15 protein-coding genes are annotated in these 17,195 nt (G+C 58.9%); 4 read left to right on the top strand and 11 right to left on the bottom strand.

All coding sequences use genetic code 11. The annotated features are described in order from the left end of the window. Positions 1–110 precede the first annotated feature (110 nt). Positions 111–2,714, bottom strand: coding sequence for an aldo/keto reductase (locus tag OHL14_RS15415; protein ID WP_263380245.1), 2,604 nt, complete (start codon positions 2,712–2,714; stop codon positions 111–113). Positions 2,715–2,788: 74 nt separating this feature from the next. Between OHL14_RS15415 and OHL14_RS15410 the strand changes: the two genes are divergently transcribed. After that, the gene (locus OHL14_RS15410) at positions 2,789–3,961 is read left to right on the top strand and encodes a glycosyltransferase family 4 protein (RefSeq protein ID WP_263380244.1); all 1,173 of its coding nucleotides are present in this window, start codon (positions 2,789–2,791) and stop codon (positions 3,959–3,961) included. Here OHL14_RS15410 and thiS read toward each other — a convergent pair. Together thiS and thiD are read right to left on the bottom strand one after the other, a co-directional pair. After that, a complete protein-coding gene (gene thiS, locus OHL14_RS15405) occupies positions 3,958–4,185 on the bottom strand; it encodes a sulfur carrier protein ThiS (RefSeq protein ID WP_263380243.1) in 228 nt (75 codons plus the stop codon). The two genes, OHL14_RS15410 and thiS, sit on opposite strands and share 4 nt — an antisense overlap. A gap of 10 nt (positions 4,186–4,195) precedes the next feature. Further along, positions 4,196–4,990: a bifunctional hydroxymethylpyrimidine kinase/phosphomethylpyrimidine kinase gene (gene thiD / locus OHL14_RS15400; protein WP_263380242.1), complete on the bottom strand. Its 795-nt coding sequence runs from the start codon at positions 4,988–4,990 to the stop codon at positions 4,196–4,198. Between the two features lie 168 nt (positions 4,991–5,158). Here thiD and OHL14_RS15395 point away from each other — a divergent pair, with 168 nt between their 5' ends. After that, positions 5,159–5,752 carry a septal ring lytic transglycosylase RlpA family protein gene (locus OHL14_RS15395; protein WP_263380241.1) on the top strand — a complete coding sequence of 198 codons (594 nt, stop codon included), beginning with the start codon at positions 5,159–5,161 and terminating at the stop codon, positions 5,750–5,752. Between the two features lie 174 nt (positions 5,753–5,926). Here the strand turns inward: OHL14_RS15395 and OHL14_RS15390 are convergent, their stop codons facing one another. The 7 genes from OHL14_RS15390 to dnaE form a co-directional block, all read right to left on the bottom strand. Then, entirely contained in the window at positions 5,927–6,826 is a 900-nt protein-coding gene (locus tag OHL14_RS15390) for a dimethylarginine dimethylaminohydrolase family protein (protein WP_263380240.1), read from the bottom strand. Positions 6,827–7,068: 242 nt separating this feature from the next. Next, positions 7,069–7,248, bottom strand: coding sequence for an Rcat domain-containing protein (locus tag OHL14_RS15385; RefSeq protein ID WP_263380239.1), 180 nt, complete (start codon positions 7,246–7,248; stop codon positions 7,069–7,071). A gap of 207 nt (positions 7,249–7,455) precedes the next feature. Further along, complete coding sequence (locus tag OHL14_RS15380) at positions 7,456–8,514, bottom strand: CPBP family intramembrane glutamic endopeptidase (protein WP_263380238.1); 1,059 nt, start codon at positions 8,512–8,514, stop codon at positions 7,456–7,458. Positions 8,515–8,540: 26 nt separating this feature from the next. Beyond that, positions 8,541–9,425, bottom strand: a complete 885-nt coding sequence (locus OHL14_RS15375; protein ID WP_263380237.1) for an acetyl-CoA carboxylase carboxyltransferase subunit alpha — start codon at positions 9,423–9,425, stop codon at positions 8,541–8,543. Positions 9,426–9,446: 21 nt separating this feature from the next. Then, a complete protein-coding gene (locus OHL14_RS15370) occupies positions 9,447–9,875 on the bottom strand; it encodes a DoxX family membrane protein (protein WP_263380236.1) in 429 nt (142 codons plus the stop codon). A gap of 94 nt (positions 9,876–9,969) precedes the next feature. Further along, positions 9,970–10,659: a cupin domain-containing protein gene (locus OHL14_RS15365; RefSeq protein ID WP_263380235.1), complete on the bottom strand. Its 690-nt coding sequence runs from the start codon at positions 10,657–10,659 to the stop codon at positions 9,970–9,972. A 16-nt stretch (positions 10,660–10,675) separates the two neighbouring features. Continuing rightward, positions 10,676–14,212: a DNA polymerase III subunit alpha gene (gene dnaE / locus OHL14_RS15360; RefSeq protein ID WP_263380234.1), complete on the bottom strand. Its 3,537-nt coding sequence runs from the start codon at positions 14,210–14,212 to the stop codon at positions 10,676–10,678. Positions 14,213–14,329: 117 nt separating this feature from the next. Here dnaE and OHL14_RS15355 point away from each other — a divergent pair, with 117 nt between their 5' ends. Continuing rightward, positions 14,330–14,719 carry a hypothetical protein gene (locus tag OHL14_RS15355; protein WP_263380233.1) on the top strand — a complete coding sequence of 130 codons (390 nt, stop codon included), beginning with the start codon at positions 14,330–14,332 and terminating at the stop codon, positions 14,717–14,719. A 54-nt stretch (positions 14,720–14,773) separates the two neighbouring features. Here the strand turns inward: OHL14_RS15355 and OHL14_RS15350 are convergent, their stop codons facing one another. Then, positions 14,774–15,229, bottom strand: a complete 456-nt coding sequence (locus OHL14_RS15350) for an energy transducer TonB (RefSeq protein WP_263380232.1) — start codon at positions 15,227–15,229, stop codon at positions 14,774–14,776. A 301-nt stretch (positions 15,230–15,530) separates the two neighbouring features. On the opposite strand from OHL14_RS15350, the gene OHL14_RS15345 reads away from it, so the two are divergent. Further along, positions 15,531–17,162, top strand: coding sequence for a M28 family peptidase (locus OHL14_RS15345; protein WP_263380231.1), 1,632 nt, complete (start codon positions 15,531–15,533; stop codon positions 17,160–17,162). Positions 17,163–17,195 lie beyond the last annotated feature (33 nt).

The following is a 17,195-nucleotide window of genomic DNA, read 5'->3' as shown; positions in this document are numbered from 1 at the left end:
CACAGGCAAGATTAGAAAGTATGGACACAGCAGCACTTCAACTACGTCCGATAACACATATTCTGTACAGTGAAGATTGTGTAGCTGCTGAGCATCAATGTTCTCTCGCTCTACCCTCCATGTAAAGCTGCCCCGATGCCCAAGTCATTTTCCCGAATGAGCTTAGCCAGTCGCCCGGCGGCCTCGGCGAGATTGCTGTCTTCAGCTACAGTTACGTTTTCGTAGATGTGATGTTCGTGGGTCGTCGAAAACAATGTCATCGTGCCGGGGTGTTGGTCCAAGCTCGCTCGCAACAGCAGCCGCGACACCACAGAAGGCTCCTGCAGGTCCGCACCCACCATCTCTGACCACCACCATGCAAGTTGCGGTTCTGTCTTAAGTCGCTGGAGTAGCGTCGCTGCCGGTCGAACGAACGTCCGATAATGTATCCGCCTCGCATCCGGTAGCGACAGCTCCGGGCTGAAGATCGAATGTTCGAATTGCAGCACTGGAGCGTACGCCCGGCGTGTGCCATGCAGCTCAGCCACGCGCGCGGCCTCGCCACCGATGCCGAAGCCTCCAATCTTCCCTGCTGTCCGCGCGTCGTCTAGAAACCGCAGCAGATCGTCGTGTACCAGCTCCAGCCGCTCGGGCTCGTGCAAAAGAAACAGTTCGATCCGTTCCCTGCCCAGCGCGCGCAGGCTACGCTCCAGCGATGCTCGCGCGTTGGCGGAATTGAACTTTACCATGCCTGAGCCGCGTAGCAGCCTTGCTGCACCCGCGAGCGCACTCACACGTCGTCCGGCTGCGGTCATCGCTCGCTGCGCCAAATTCGGTGGCTCGATGCCAAACTTGGTCGTTACCGTCGCTTCGGGATGCTCGCGCAAAAACTCACCCAGCAGCCGCTCGCATTCGCCCTGACCATAGAGCCTGGCCGTATCGAAGTGCCGGATGCCCGCATCGTAGGCCGCAGCCAGCAATCGTAACGAAGTTGACCGGTCTGCCCCGGGGCCCAGGAGGTACGAGCAGCCGAAGCCCAGCTGCGGCGATGGCTTTGCAGACTTAACCAGACCAGCAACCGGAATCTCCACGCGGCGCATCGGCTCGCGCCGTTCAAGCGGCTGTGGCAGCCAGACTCCCTCACCCACTGCTTTCGCCCGAAGATGGTCGCCCAGCCTCGTCGCCAGCGCGAGGATCGTCAGCGTCGGGTTTGAAAAGCCGCCCGTCGGAAATACCGAGCTCGAACAGACGTATAGATTCTCTACTCCATGCACCTTCAGGTTGACATCGACGATTCCCAATCGCGGATCACTCGACATGCGCGTGCCGCCCATGTGGTGGTAGCTGTCCGAACACATGGAGCGAACCAGTTCGTCGTCCTCGAAGAAGCCCTTCGGAGGCGCCACCTTTGCGAAACGCCGAGCTGCAAAGACGGTCATCGCCCGCTTCACATACGTCCGGAGTGTCAGCAGCTCCAGTTCGGAGATCTGCCAGTCCACCTTCGCCCGTAACATTCCCAGCGCGTCGCGCTCCTCCGTGAGCGTGATGGCGCTGGCGGATCGCGGTGACTGCTCTGAATGAACGGACAGCATCAATCGCTTCCACCCTGGTCCGCCATCCGGTCGGTCGCCGAGCAGGCGCTGTTCAATAGCCTCCCATCCGATCCCCGGAAAGTACCGTGCAGCCTTCGCCCACTCGGCCACGCTCGGCCGTCTTCCCTTGCGGACAATCTCGCGTAGCATCACCATCGCCGCGTCACGTTCGGGATCATCCTTTCGCCACGGTCCGATCGTTCCCGCTACATTCAGCGAGCGAGCCTTCACCTGTTCTTGAAGACTTAGCCGAATCTTGTTGTGATAACGAAAGTTATCCAGACTCACATGGCCAAAGTAGCGCGCTACGGGCTGCGTCGACACTTCTCTAATTGGAATGCCGTTCAATGAGATGTGATCCTGAAAGTGCTGCCCCAGCAGGCCATTCCTCTGCCATGGTGCCTCACCTCCATCGACCGGTTGCAGTAGCAGACGGTTTGTCTCGATCCCGCCCAACGCCATCGCGTAGCGGTCCGCAGTCAGGACGACCTCAGTGCCTTCGTAGCCGCGAACCCGTACACCCACAACTGCGCTTTGCGTATCGTTCAGTACGAATCCCACAGCGTTCGCGTGATAGAGCCCTTGCAGTGCGCGAGAATCTCGCAGCTCCGACCGTCGCAGCACAGAAAAATCGCGCTCCGGACACCAGCGCGAGTACTCCATATGAAACTCTGGCCCTAGATCGCAGATCGAAAGCCCTAACCCGGCCCACACGCGATGATCTTCCCGCTCCACCCGTCGCAGGCCCGCGAACTGCAGGGCGCGCTCATAGTAAGGGGTGAGATCGGACTTCCTGATCGGCCAGCCGCTGCCCTTCAAATGCTTGCGCGGCTCGAAGTCGAAGTCTTCCAGTTCCAGCAGCTGTCCACCCCACTGCGTTGTGCTGCCCCCTAACGTGCGGAAGCGCCCCCGCGTCGTCCCTATGTAGCTATGCCCTGCCAGTTCCGTTCGGTAAAGCTCCTGGGATCGTGCCTCCAGATCAAGCCCACCCGCTTCAAGTAGAAGCACGCTCAACCCTTGTTCCGCAAGCTGCGTCGCCAGCAGAATCCCTGCGGCACCCGCGCCGATGATGCACACATTGGCCCTTCCCTGTCCCGGCAAACCCGGTACAGGGCTCTCGATACGCTCAAAGTCCTGAAGCATAGGAACGATTTTGACATACGCCGCCGCAACCTCTAAGTGACGGTAGGCACAGGCCAGCTTGTTACCATGCACAAGTGAAGATCACGCAGGCTGTCTTTGGAGTGTTCCATCACTTTGCGCTGGCGCGCGAGATGGAGCGGCGCGGCCATCTGCAGAAGATCTACTCCACCTGGCCGTGGGCGCGGCTGAAGCGCGAAGGCATCGTGCGCGAGAAGGTCGAGACCTTTCCCTGGCTACACACGCCGGAGACGATCCTGAATCGCACCGGCCTGCTGCCCCGGCGGCTTTCGGACGATCTAGGCGTGCAGAACGCGCTCCGCTTTGACGACTGGACCTATCGCCGCATCCCCGAGGACACAGACGCCCTGATCGCCATCGCCGGCGCCGCGTTGAAGACCGGGCAGATTGTGCAGCAACGCGGAGGCCAGTTTATCTGCGATCGCGGTTCAACTCATCAGCGCTACCAGGAGCAGCTCGTCAGCGACGAATATCGGCGCTGGGGAGTCAACTTACCTGTCTCCGACATCCGCGATACCCTGCGCGAAGAGGAGATCTACGCGGTCGCTGACGCCGTTACCGTGCCGTCCAGCTTCGCGCTGCAGTCGTATCTGGAGATGGGCGTGCCGCGCGGGAAGCTGCACGTCATCCCCTATGGCGCCGAACTCCGCGAGCTTCGAATGCCAGCCGACGCTCCACAGCGTAGCTCCAAGAACGGCTTCCATATCGTCTTCGCCGGAGCGGTCAGCCTTCGCAAGGGGGTGCCTTACCTGCTGCAAGCGTTCGCGCAATTGAAGGTGCCTGGCAAGAAGCTGCGGCTGGCCGGCTACATCGACCCGGATATCAAGCAGGTGCTGGGACGCTTACCAACCGACGACGTCGAGATCCTCGGCCCGCTACCACGTCCCCAGTTGATCGCCCTCATGCATGCGAGCGATGTGCTGGTACTTCCCTCCATCGAAGACGGCTTTGGGTTGGTGATGGCCGAGGCCATGGCCTGTGGCTGCGCCATCATCAGTTCCACGAATACCGGAGGCAGCGACCTCTATACCGATGGAGTCGAAGGCTATATCGTTCCTATCCGAGACCCCAAAGCCCTTGCAGATCGCCTTCAGCAGCTAGTCGAAAACCGCGATCTGCTGGCACGTATGCGACGCGCAGCCAAAGCGAAGGTCGCGCAGATTGGTGGCTGGAGCGATTACGGCGACCGCTGGGCCTCGCTACTTCAGGAACTGACCGGAAAAGGCTAAACCATGCCGCCACCCACAAAGTGGACGACTTCAATCTTGTCACCCTCCGCGACTGTCAATTCGGGCCATTGGGTCCGGGGCGCAATATCGCCATTCAACTCAACCGCGATGCGATCGGCCTTCAACTCCAGTTTCGCAAGCAGCTCGGCAAGCGGCGTCGGTGCCGAAAGATCTGGAAAGCTGCGGCTTTTGCCGTTGATCTGTAGTGTGAGTCCGGATTGCATGAGCTCTAGTCTACCGAAGCGGCCATAGAAGGTTTATGGGACCACGCCCACCACCAAGACCGGGCGCTCGACGCAAAGCCTCAGCGACATATGTTTTTGCAGCGCGGGCTGCGTCCAGAGCGGGTTTTCGAAGAATTAAGTTTGACAAAAAAGCTGTGGAAAAAGCACACCCTGTACCGTGTGTGGAGCGCGTCTCGATGTGCTCTCCCGGCAGGTGGTGAACTTCCCCGTTCGAGCTGTAAAAGAGGTCGATCGGTTGAGACTGATCGCCACCGGTAACTATCAGATTCAGAGAGGGATACATCCGCTGTAGTGCCCCTGCTGCCATCTCTGCTTCGGTCATGGATTGCACCTCCTGCGCGACCAGCAGGGCCAGTTCCGACCAGTTCGGGGTGATCCAGTCGACCCGAGGCAGCAGGCTCTCCTTGAACGCTTCGAGGGCCTCGGGCGCCAGAAGCGAAGCCCCGGAGCTGGATCGAATCACAGGGTCTAACACAATTGGAATGTGTGGCTTAGTAACGTGACCTGTCCTCATGTTCTCGAGGAAGTTTGCGACGGCAGCTACGCCCTCAATTCCTCCGAGCATTCCTATCTTGATCCCCATGGCGGGAAGGTCAAAATGCAGTGTTTCGAGGGTTTCAGAAATCAGCTCTTTTGAGAGAACTTGGACCGCCCCCACCCCTACGGTCGACTGAACTGTCAGCGCGGTAATCGCCGAAGTCCCGAATATCCCATGCGCCTGAAACACCAGTAAATCCGCAGTGATCCCCGCGCCCGAAGACGGGTCGTAGCCAGCGATGGTCAATCCGATAGGGGGAGAAACGGGTAAAGTACCGGCGGTTTGGGGCTCCACTTAAAACCTTTTCGTGTGTAAAAAACCTAGCACAGATCAACAAAGCAATGCAAGCATTTTCCAGCGCGTCAATCCTTTGCTTTGTTTGACTTAGGTCTGCACCACCCGGACAATAGTCATATGAGTAATCCCACGATGAAAGTCGTCGGTGAGCTGCAGGGTAAGACCAGACGGATTCTGAAGCATAGTAGCGTTCTGGCTCTAACCCTGGGATTGTCAGCCTCCGGCGTCGCAAGTCCAACAGTTAAGCGAGGGCCTCTGGCAGAGGCGGAGAAACATCCCACCACTGCTTCCAAGCGACACTGGTTCCAGATCGGCAAGGCATCCTGGTATGGTCCAGGCTTCCATGGCCGAACTACAGCAAATGGGGAAACCTTCGATATGTACGCTCTCACCTGTGCACATCGGACGATTCCTCTCGGTTCCTGGGTTCGCGTGACGAACCTCTTTAACAAGAAGTATGTTTTCCTTCGGGTTAACGACCGTGGACCGATGGCACCAAGCCTGATCGTCGATCTCTCCTATGCAGCCAGCAAGAAGCTGGCGATGAGTGGATTGGCGAAGGTCAAGATCGAGGTGGTCTCACCGAAGGATACGCCGCTGGCCCAGCAGTTGGTCGCGCAGCTCTCTATGAGCAATGATCCGACGGTCCTGAGTCCGGTTCCGGCCTTCGAGCCGAACCTGAACCTGGTATCGATGGTCGAGGACCGCTAACCGCGGCACCCTCCAAAGGGCCCCAAAACTAGTAACATTGTTCTAGCTAAGGCCATCAGGCCCTGTCTTCCCTCGTGGAATGCGGGGCCTTTTCTCTGTCCCGATTGCGCCATTCGCCGCAAGACAAAACCCCAGCAGTCCGCTGGGGCTTTGCTGCTAGGCTCTTGAAGAGCTTTAGGGGTGAAGGACACCGTGAGTCACCGGCAGATCGCTCAGGCGAAGCGCCAGAGACTTGGCGCCACCACCGCTGTTGATGAACTCACTCAGCTCCAGCTGCACGACGTCGAAACCGCAGTCGAAGAGCCGGGCAGCTAGGTCCTTGCTGATCTCGCCGGTAAACACCATCCGGCCGAGGTTCAGAGCACAGGAGGCCATGCGGGTCGCGTCTGCCTCGGTGACGGCAATCCGCTTCTCTGCGGGATACGCCGCTTCAATCGCCGCGAGGGACGCCGAATCGAACGCCCCGGGGTAATAAAGCAGGTAGCCGCCATGCAGCGGCGTGAAGCAGGTATCCAGATGGTAGAAGCGCGGGTCGATCAAGTGCAGCGACTGCACCGGCACGTGCCAGGCATCCGCCACATGGCGATGCGCGGACTTGCAGGTGCGAACGCCGTGGGCCGCCCAGAGGCGCTTACCCGTGTCGTCGAAGCTAAGATCGCCTTCTCCTTCGAAGGCGGTCTCACGCGGCGTCTCCCATAGAAGGAAGCCGCTGCTGACAAGCCAGCGACGCAGGTAAGCGCTCTCCGCGCGACGCTCCGTGTGGAAGAAGCTCGAGACGGCCGCAACCCCATGGTGAACCAGCGCGGTGTGTCCCAGGAAAACCATGTCTGGACAGCCAGGTTCTGGATGCAGCAGACGAACGTCAGCGACGGAGCGGAGAACGTTATGCAAGCCCCTCCACTGCGCAAAGGCCAGATCGCGTGAGGTTCGATGAACATTGCCGGCCATCCAGGGATTCAGGACAGACTCAACTCCGAACCATTCGGGGGGACACATCAGAAAGGTAGGGCGGGTGAAGAGAGGCGTGGAGGCGAAGACTTCAGGGGAGGTGGAGACAATGGTGCTTGTAGCCATGATGAAGTAGTTCCTAAGTTCCGTCAGGGAGTTTCCTCCCACGAGATAACGATCGTCAAGTGGCTGCACCCTGATTGGTACATCGACCAGAACGGAACTTATGGTGAGACGCTTTGCCCCTGCGAAACGTTCCTGTGGGTCACCGACATTTCATCTCACTATCTCCATGCCGTGAAGGTTGTCCTTCGCACGACAAAGGGCGCGACCGAAGTCGCGCCCTTTGTCGTGCAATAGCTGGAAAACTAGAGCTTTTCGAAGAACTCGCATGCCGAGCAGGAGATATAAACCCCGCCAGGAATGCCGCGCTCACGGTCCTTGACGCGCTTCACGATGCGCGTCGGCTTCGAGCACTTGGGGCAATCGGTGCTCTTCTGTGTGTCCATAACTTTCTTGCGGTCGCCGGTCTTGGCAATCTTTGCCATCTTTGTGTCTCCCTACAGAACAGATATTTGGCTTGCCTGGCTTCGCAGGCGGCCTCCGCGTACCCACGCGGGCCATCCTTGCTCGATCCTGTCGTCTATTTGGCTGCTTGTAGGCTGGGCCGAAACGAGGAGCTTGCGAGGCGAAGACCTTTGGTAAACGCTCGTCTTCGAGTCTACATGATTAAACCGTGGATTTCCACGGCCTTGCTAGTCTTCCGTGCCATCCAGCGGCGCACCTTGCTCTTTACGCAGGTGCTCCTCGATCGCAGGCATGGTCGATGGTCTTGAGGAGGTTGTCGAAAGGATCTGCACCAGCGGCGCTGGCCTGGCCGCAGCAGCATCTTCCATCTCCGTGTGCGCCGCCGGGGGAGCAATCACCACCGGAACGCCCCCGGGCAGTATCTCCATATGCGTGTAGCGCCACGCGTAGTCGCGGGTGAAGTAATACAGCGGCACAATCGCCAGCAGATGGATCGCCAGCGTCAGGAATGCTCCATCAGGACCATACGGGCCGCCAGTGAGCCAGTTAGCACCCTCAGCCGACGTCGTAATGATCGTACAGAGACTCGCATCACCCGCCGTTGGCAGACCCAAAAGCACAGCCGTGGTCGCAGCCCAGCCAAAGTGAATTCCCCAGCTTACCCAGAGAGCGTTCGTGCGCTGAAACGCGACGCAGAGCAACACGCTCGCAGAGAATGCCACTGCCATGCTGAGCCAGTTGCTATTGGGATGAATGATCGAGGCTAGCGCATAGATCAGCGAAACCACGATCGTCGCCACGACTACGCCGGTACCGGCGATGAGCCGCTTATAGAGAAACCCGCGAAATGCGATCTCGGAGGCGAGAGTGCCAATCGCAATAGCAACAACCGAAAGGATCGCCGGAGCCCAATTGCGGGGTCCCAACCAGAACTCAGGATGAAGGGCACCGACCAGCATCATCGGCACTACTGCGACTAGCGCAATCAGCCAGCCGAGTGAGATCCCACGCAGCCACTCTTCCCTGCTGCTGACGCGCTGCGGCAGGCCATCCACAAGATGGGCTTCGCCACCACGGTTGCCCATCCGTGCAATTGCGGACAGCCCAAGGTAGAGCAAGAAGAGCAGGAACACCGGTTCGAGCAAGGGCTGCAGCAACACAGGCACATGCCCGCCGATGCCATTAGCTGCGGAGTCAGCCAGCCTGTTGGCCACCAGAATCCAAAGCCCTGCCAGCAGGAAGAGGCTGATATTCAACGGTCGCGAAGGAGCGGAGCTGGTCTGCAACGTAGGTCTGTCCTGTTCGTTTGGTGCTACGCGCTGGCTGCGACGCCTGCAACGGTATAAAACTGCGCAATGTTTCGGAACTTGGCGTAACGCGCCGCCAGCAGATCCTCGATCGACTGCGATTGCAGCGCGGCCAAATGCTGGGTGAGCTTCTTATTCACCATCTCAAAAGCCAGCGCAGGATCGTTGTGTGTTCCGCCCTGCGGCTCGTCGATCACGTCGTCCACACAGCCGAGGCGCTTCACATCGGTCGCCGTATAGCGAAGCGCAGCCGCGGCCTGCTGCTTCTTGCTCGCATCCTTCCACATAATCGACGCACAGCCTTCGGGTGAGATCACCGAATAAATGGTGTTCTCGAGCATCAGGACGCGATCCGCAACGGCAAGCGCGAGCGCCCCACCGGAACCACCTTCGCCCGTCACAGTCGCAATGGTCGGCACGCGCAGACGGGACATCTCCAGCAGGTTGCGGGCAATCGCCTCACCCTGCCCGCGCTCTTCTGCTCCAAGTCCCGGGTTCGCTCCCGCCAGGTCGATAAAGGTGAAGATCGGATGGCCGTACTTCTCGGCGAACTTCATCACACGGAGCGCTTTGCGATAGCCTTCAGGGTCGGGCGAACCAAACTTGCGCGCCACACGCTCCTTCAGGCTGCGACCCTTAAGATTGCCGATGACAGCCACAGGCTGACCATGGAACCGAGCCATACCCGCAGCCATCGCCGGATCATCGCCAAACTGGCGGTCGCCGTGAATCTCGCTGAAGTCGGTGAACAGGGCTTCGATGTAATCCATCGGATAAGGGCGCTGCGGATGCCGGGCTAACTCGGTTTTGACCCAGGCCTCTGGGACGGGAGGTGCTACGGAGGGAGCGGATTTCGGTGCTGTATTTTCTGCCATCGGAAGTACCCCCATGATTGTAAGCGATCACAAGGCCTATTGCTGACGGAAGCGACTAAACACAGCCTGCCACGAAAGATCGAACCGGTCGCGACCGAACAGCAGCGCAGCCAGCACCAGCCCATACAGCAGCTGCTGCCCGGCGACGTTCCAATCCTGCTTCAGCGTGACGCCAAACATCAGCACCAGCATCAAGAGTAGTGCGAGTGTCAACGCATACCGCGTGGCCACGCCAAGCAATAACAGCAAGCCAATCAGCAACTCAACACATGGGATGACATACCCCGTCGCCAGGGATAGCGACGGCGGCAGCGGCGTGTCTGCCATGCTCTTCACCATGCCATGCGCAAAGCCGGAAAGGTGCGTGCCTGTAAAGATGCGAGCGAAGCCATGCCCGAAGAAGTTTATTCCGGTAAGTAGACGCAGCAAGGTATACGCGTGACGCTGCTCCTGTGATGCTCCCATCCGAAAAGGCACGACGGGAGCGTTGTTCGTTGAACCATCCATGCGGAGTTAGACGCGAAAAGTCGCAAAGTTGGTCAATCTGCAGTGCAATTCGCTACCGTCGCGCGAATAGAAGTGAGATGCGGAGCACCTGTGCGTCCTTCGAAAGGGATACAGCCTCGTTGGACGCTAGCCACAGGACGTCCCCAACCTGCAGGCTGCGGACCGCCCCGCCTGCAACGATCGCATCCACCGGGGTGATCGCCACTAGCAGTGACCGATCCGGCTTCTCCGCCGCGATGCAGCCCGTATCCGGGGGGCACAGAACCCGTTCGATCTGTAGCGCCGAGTCTCTGAACTCGGTACTCGTACCCGGTTCAGGGTCAGCGGGCACAGGCCCACGAATCGCATCTTTGATGTCGTCCGCCGGAATTCTCTTCAGTTCTACTCGCAGGAAATCTGACGGCTTGTCGTCGAGGTTTTTCACGCTATGCCGCTCCGCAACGCCGGGGCTGATGCGGAACGCGCCTGTGTGTGTCGGAGGCCTATTCACAGAGGGCTCGCTCCCGGCTTCGTGATCGATCCTCACAACACCAGAATCATTCAAATACACATACACCGTCGTAAACGCCGAGTGATCATGCATCGGCACGAACTCCTGCGGCCCATAATGGACACGCATAACCAGCAGGTCAGGGTTCTCGAAGATCGTCTTATAGTTCGACGGCAACGGTAGTGTGGACTGCGCTGCCATCGCCGCCGTGCCGAGCATCGCAGTCAACGCAATGATCATCCGCTTCGCCATCGATTCCTCACTTTCGCTACTGAATCACCTGCACGGCACCGCGGCCGACGAGTGCTTCCACCTGTTCGATAAACGCGATATCGGCTGAGACATTCATCCCATGCGTCTCCAGGTCCGCAGCGAACTGATTCGGCTCTTCGAGCCTCAACATAAGCTTGCCAGTACCCGGACATGCCTGAAAGATCGCTCGCAGCTTGCTCAGCAACTCCGCATCCGGGCTATGTAGGGGCACCTTGATGCGCAAAGCCTCCGGCAGCTTAATCTTCACGTCTTCAAGCGCCTGGATGCCGCTGATAGCAAGCTTCGGTGCTGAATCTTCTTCGCCGCGCAGCGAACCGCGCACGATCACCGGCACCTCGATCTTGAGTTTCTCCGCGAGCTTCAGATAGCTCGCCGGAAATGCAATCAGATCGATCTTGCCTACCGTATCTTCCAGGCACGCCGAGGCGTACATCTCACCTGAGCGCTTCGACTTCGCCACCTTAAGTCCTGTGATCACGCCCGCAATCTGGATCTCGGTTTGCTGCTCGGCCTTGCCACGATTGAAGACGACAGGCTCTGGCTTCATCTCACACGCCGTCACGGTGTCGAGGACCTTCAGATTGCGCAGCTTCTCGCGGTACCTGTCCATCGGATGCCCGGAGACGAAGAAGCCAAGCACATCTTTCTCATTCTGCAGGCGTGTATGCTCATCCCACTCTGGAGCTGCCGGCAGAGCGTCTTCGCTCGCAGAGTTATTCGCAGGGCCGGGATCGTCGAACATGCCAAATAGCCCATGCTGTCCCGCCGCTGCATCCTTCTGTGACTTCTGCGCACGCTCCATCGCCTTGTCCAATGCGGCGAAGACGCGGCCACGCGGTCCAAACGCATCGAGCGCGCCAGCCTTGCACAGCGACTCAAGCACCCGCTTGTTCATCAGGCGGAGGTCAACCTTCTCGCAGAACTCCCAGAGGTTCGCAAACCCCTTCTTGCCCTCTCCAATCAACGCCTCACGCGCGCTGATGATCGAATCAATAGCATTGTGGCCGACATTCTTGATTGCCGCCATGCCGAAGACAATGCTGTCACCCGCAGGCGTAAAGCTGGCGGCGGAGAGCTGTACATCCGGCGGAACCACGGCGATACCCAGCTCGCGGCACTCGCCAATGTACTTCACCACGTTCTCAGGCTTCGAGGTTTCCGAAGTCAGCAGTGCGGCCATGAACTCCACCGGATAGTGCGTCTTGAGCCACGCCGTGTGATACGCCAGCAGCGCATACGCAGCCGAGTGCGACTTGTTGAAGCCATACCCCGCAAACTGCTCCATCAGGTCGAACAGCGCCCCGGCCTTCTCCTTGTTGAACTTCAACTCCGCAGCGCCAGCCATGAAGGTCGTGCGCTGCTTCGCCATCTCCTCCGGGTTCTTTTTACCCATCGCGCGGCGCAGCAGATCGGCGCCTCCTAGCGAGTAGCCGCCCACCGCGGAGCTGATCTGCATGACCTGCTCCTGGTAGACGATGACGCCCAGCGTCTCGCGAAGAATGTCTTCGATCTCCGGGAAGGTGTACTCAACCGCGCGCCTTCCCCACTTGCGCTCGATGAAGTCATCGATCATGCCGCCCTGGATAGGACCCGGACGATAGAGCGCGTTAAGAGCCGTGAGGTCCTCAACAGTGGTGGGCTTATAGCGGCGCAGCACGTCACGCATGCCTCCGGATTCAAACTGAAAGACACCGCTGGTCAGTGCGCGATGAAATACACGCTCGTAAGTCGCCTCGTCATCGAGCGCGATAGTCGCAAGATCTACGTGGTCCCCACGATTGGACTTGATGAGCTTCAGACAGTCGTCGATGACGGTCAACGTTGTCAGGCCCAAAAAGTCCATCTTCAGCAGGCCCATCTTTTCGACGGCCTTCATGTCATAGCTGGTGACGATGGCATCGTCCTTCGTGCGCGTGACCGGCACAAGCTCGGTCAACGGCTGGGGCGCGATGACAACGCCCGCAGCATGAACTCCAGCACCACGTACAAGGCCTTCCAGGCGTAGCGCGGCGTCGATGACCTCTTTGATCTTCGGATCAGACTCATACGCTGCTGCAAGCTGAGGTGAATCCTTGAGCGCCTGGTCAATCGTGATGCCGATCGTCGGAGGGATGAGCTTCGCGATGCGGTCGACCTCGCCATAAGGCATGTCGAGCGCTCGCCCGACGTCCTTGATAGCCGCCTTTGCAGCCATCGTGTTGAACGTGATGATCTGCGCGACCTGATCGACGCCATACTTCCGCTTGACGTATTCGATGACCTCGCCGCGACGGTTCATCTCGAAGTCGATATCGATATCAGGCATCGAGACGCGCTCAGGATTGAGAAAACGTTCGAAGAGCAACCCGTTCTGCAATGGATCGATGTCCGTGATCTCCATCACGTACGCTACCAGCGAGCCAGCTGCCGACCCACGGCCCGGGCCTACAGGAATGTTGACCGACTTCGCGTAACGGATGAAGTCCCAGACTATCATGAAGTAGCCAGGGAACTTCATCGACTTGATGCAGTCGATCTCGCGGGTCAGCCGCTCTTCGTATTCCGCAATCGTGCGACGAATCTTGCCGGTGTCCTGCAGATGCTTCACTGCCGTATCGCGGCGCATCGCCCAACCCTCGCGGCAGACCTTCTCAAAGTATTCGTCCAGATCCATCCCATCCGGGCAGTCGAACTTCGGAAACGGATTCTTGACGGCCTTCATCTCAAGGTTGCAACGCTCCGGGAACTCCATGGTGCGTGTGCAGACCTCGGGGCGTTCGGCGAAGAGACGATGCATCTCGTCCGCCGTCTTGATATAGAACTCCTGCGTGTCGAAGCGGAAGCGCTTCGGATCATTCATGCTCGCGGCCGTTTGAACACAAAGCAGAATTTCGTGGGCACGGGAGTCCTGATCCTCAATGTAATGCGAATCGTTCGTCGCGATCAGCGGAATGTCGAGTTCTTTCTCCAGCCGAAACATCGCCTTCACGACCTCGGCGTCCGGAGCGAGCTTGTGGTCCTGCGTCTCGAGAAAATAGTTGCCGCGACCGAACATCGTCTCGTACTCGCCCGCGGTCTTCTTCGCGGCCTCGTAGTTCCCTTCCATCAGGTGTTGCTGCAACTCGCCCGCGAGGCAGCCAGAGAACGCGATCAAACCTTCTGTATGCTTGGCGAGGAAGTTCTTCGAGACACGCGGCTTTTTGTAAAAGCCGTGGAGCGCCGCCTCAGAGGTAAGCCGGACAAGGTTTTTGTAGCCTGCCTCGTTCTCGGCCAGAATGAGCAGATGATTGTACTTCGACTGCGGATCGGCGAACTCGCGCCGATGGTCTTCTTCCTTGCAGACGTATAACTCGCAGCCAAGGATCGGCTTCAGATTCTTCTTCTTCATCGCGTCGAAGAAGTGGACAGCGCCGAAGATGTTCCCGTGGTCCGTGATCGCGGCTGACTTCTGCCCGATCTTGGTCAGGTGAGCGGCGAGTTTATCGACATCGCAGGCTCCATCGAGAAGCGAATAATCCGTGTGGAGGTGAAGATGGGTAAACTCAGCAGCCATGGAATGAGTTTACTGCTGAGTCCACGGAGGAAATCGAGTTCGAGAATGCTCCCGGCGGCTATTCAAGCCCATCGGTCCTACTGACAACCGTTGTGGTTCCTCGCTAAAATCCACGCTATGACTCTTCTTCTGGGTAGCATCTCGAAGATGATGCGGCGACGAAGGCGAGACCAGAAGCTCGCCGCCGCCGCACAATGGCCGACGACGACCGCCAAGCTGCTAAAGGGCGCACTCGTAGATAAAGACGAACTTGCCGAGGGCACGCTCGCGCAGGACCGCCAGCTGGAGTTCCCCTACTACTTCGCGCTGACCGAGGGTTTCGCCACTGGCTACTTTAGCGGCTACCTCCGTAGCGCTCCCGGCTCTGAAGGTGAGATCCGCCGGCTGCAGAAAGTTGTAGACGAAGGCACTCCCATAACAGTGCGCTATGACCGGTCGAATCCGGACGAAGGTTGCGTCCTCGCCCGAGATAATACCGGCCTCAGCTTCGGCGTCTGGGAAGGCTAGCCCAAATAGAAAGAGGCAGCCCCGGAAACCGGGGCTGCCTCATAAAACGTCGGGTTACTCTACCGTGACGCTCAGGTTTACATCCATGGGAATCGCTTCACCGTTCAGCGTGGCCGGCTTGTACACGTACTCGTTGATCGAGCTGAGTACCTGGTAGTCGGTCAGATCGCCGGCGGACTTTACCACCTTCACAGCGGTGGGCTTGCCGTCTTTGCCAACGGTTAGCGACAGACCTACCGTACGGTTGTGCATATAACCCGCAGGAAGAACGGAGCTCTGCGTGAGCTGCGCTGCGTGTACGAGAACCGGTGGAACAACTCCGGTCGAAACGCGAGCGGTGGTGCGGGTGGAGGCAGTCGCTGCAGCCACGCGCTTGCCAGCCTCAGAAAACTCAGGCTGAACATTTGCGGACTGAAGAACTGGCGTAGATTGGGGCTGAGCAGGCACCTTCGACTGTGCAACAGCAAGCACGGGCGAAAGCGCAAGGATGGCCAACATAGTACGCTTCATGGAATATTCCTCATTGGGTTAGAGTACCCGTTATTACGTTAACCTTGAAGTCATACGATTGTCAACAAAAAGTATTCTCCACTAGAAACGCACTTGCAAAGCAGCTTTCTTCAAACGCGCCAGGTCAGCATCCGCTAACGCTCAACATCCCGCGTCCGACGCCGAATTGCAATGACTTCGCGAATTCGATAGTTTTGAGCCATCGCACCATCCATCGAAACCTAAGAGCTATCGCGCGGGCTAAGCTGGCCTCGCGTCTGCGACCTACCGCATCACTGACTTTCGAAAGCGAGAACTCTTCATGACTCTGCTCCGCTTGAAGCACGCCGCCGTGGCTGCCGTCGCCCTGTTCCTCCTTCCAATCGCACGCGCCCAGGAACAGGCAGGTGACAAGGTCGATCTTGCCACCCTCACGCAGATCAAAACTGAAGCCTACGACCACTCCCAAGTGATGGAGACCCTCTATAACCTTTCCGAGGTCTACGGCCCGCGCGTCAACAACAGCCGGAACCATCGCGCCGCCGCCGAGTGGGCGATGAAGCAGATGAAAGACTGGGGCCTGAAAAACGTCCACCTCGAAAAGTGGGGCCCTTTCGGCTACGGCTGGCAGATCAAGAAGTATTACGGCGCGCTCGAGTCGCCTGCCTACGCTCCTCTCATCGGCTTCCCTCTCGCATGGACGCCCGGCACCAACGGCCCCGTCACCGCTGACGCTGTTTGGGCTCCGCTACATTCCAAGGAAGATTTCGCGAAGTACAAGGGCAAACTGAAAGGCAAGATCGTCCTGATCTTCGATCCTCGCGAGCTCAAGATGCATACCGAAGTCGAAGCAAAGCGCCTGACCGATGAAGAGGTCGCGGCCCGCGCCAACGGCGGTGGTTTCGGAGGTCCCGGAGGACGCCCCGGCGCACCTGCAGCACCCAAGCCCGGCGAGTACACGCCGACCACCCTTTCGACAGCCGCTCCCATCGGCATGGTCAATCGCAACGAGGTCAACACCTTCCTCAAGGAAGAAGGCGCACTCGTCGCCATCACCCCCGGCTACAACGGCGACGGCGGCACCATCTTCGCCTCCTACGGCGGCTCCGAGAAACCCACGGATCCAGTAGGCCCGCCGATGGCCGCCATCACCCCGGAGCAGTACAACCGCATCGTTCGCCTCATTCAGCACGGCAACACTCCAAAGCTCACCTTCGATATCCAGGTCGAATACCAGAAGGACGACCTGATGGGCTTCAACGTCATCGGCGAAATCCCCGGCACAACCAAGCCGGACGAGGTCGTTATGGTCGGCGGTCACTTCGACAGCTGGCAAGGTGGCACCGGCGCCACCGACAATGGCACTGGCTCCTCTGTCGCCATGGAAGCTGTGCGCATCCTCGCCACTCTGCACAAGCCGATGGCCCGCACCGTCCGCGTCGCTCTCTGGGGCGGCGAAGAAGAAGGTCTCTACGGCTCGCTTGCCTACGTGCAATCGCACTTTGCTCCGCGCGACACTATGAAGCAGACACCCGAGTATCCCAAGCTCGATGTCTACTTCAACGACGACTCCGGCTCCGGCAAGTTCCGCGGCGTCTCAGCTTTGGGAGATCCCAAGCTCGCCGCGATCTTCAGTTCATGGATCGCGCCCGCGACCATCAAGGACTCCGGTCTGATCGCCGTCACCGGAGGCACGACCTTCCGGCCTACCACTGCTCCTGGCGGAACGGACTCGACCAGCTTCTCCTGGATCGGTCTCGACGGTATCGGCTTCATGCAGGACGGTTTGGAATACGGCTCACGCACCCATCACTCCAACATGGACTTATACGACCGCGTGCAGAAGGACGACGTCATGCAGGGCTCCATGATCGAAGCGTGGTTCGCGTACAACGCCGCGACCCGCAAGCAGATGCTGCCGAAGATTCCGACACCAGAACCAACAACGAAGTAGGTCTGCAGTGGCAACAACAAACAGGTGAGGCAA

The sequence above is a fragment of the Granulicella paludicola genome (assembly GCF_025685545.1).
Lineage (GTDB): Bacteria > Acidobacteriota > Terriglobia > Terriglobales > Acidobacteriaceae > Granulicella > Granulicella paludicola.
The sequence above is the reverse complement of the archived record's forward strand: the minus strand, read 5'-3'. Positions and strand labels throughout refer to the sequence as shown.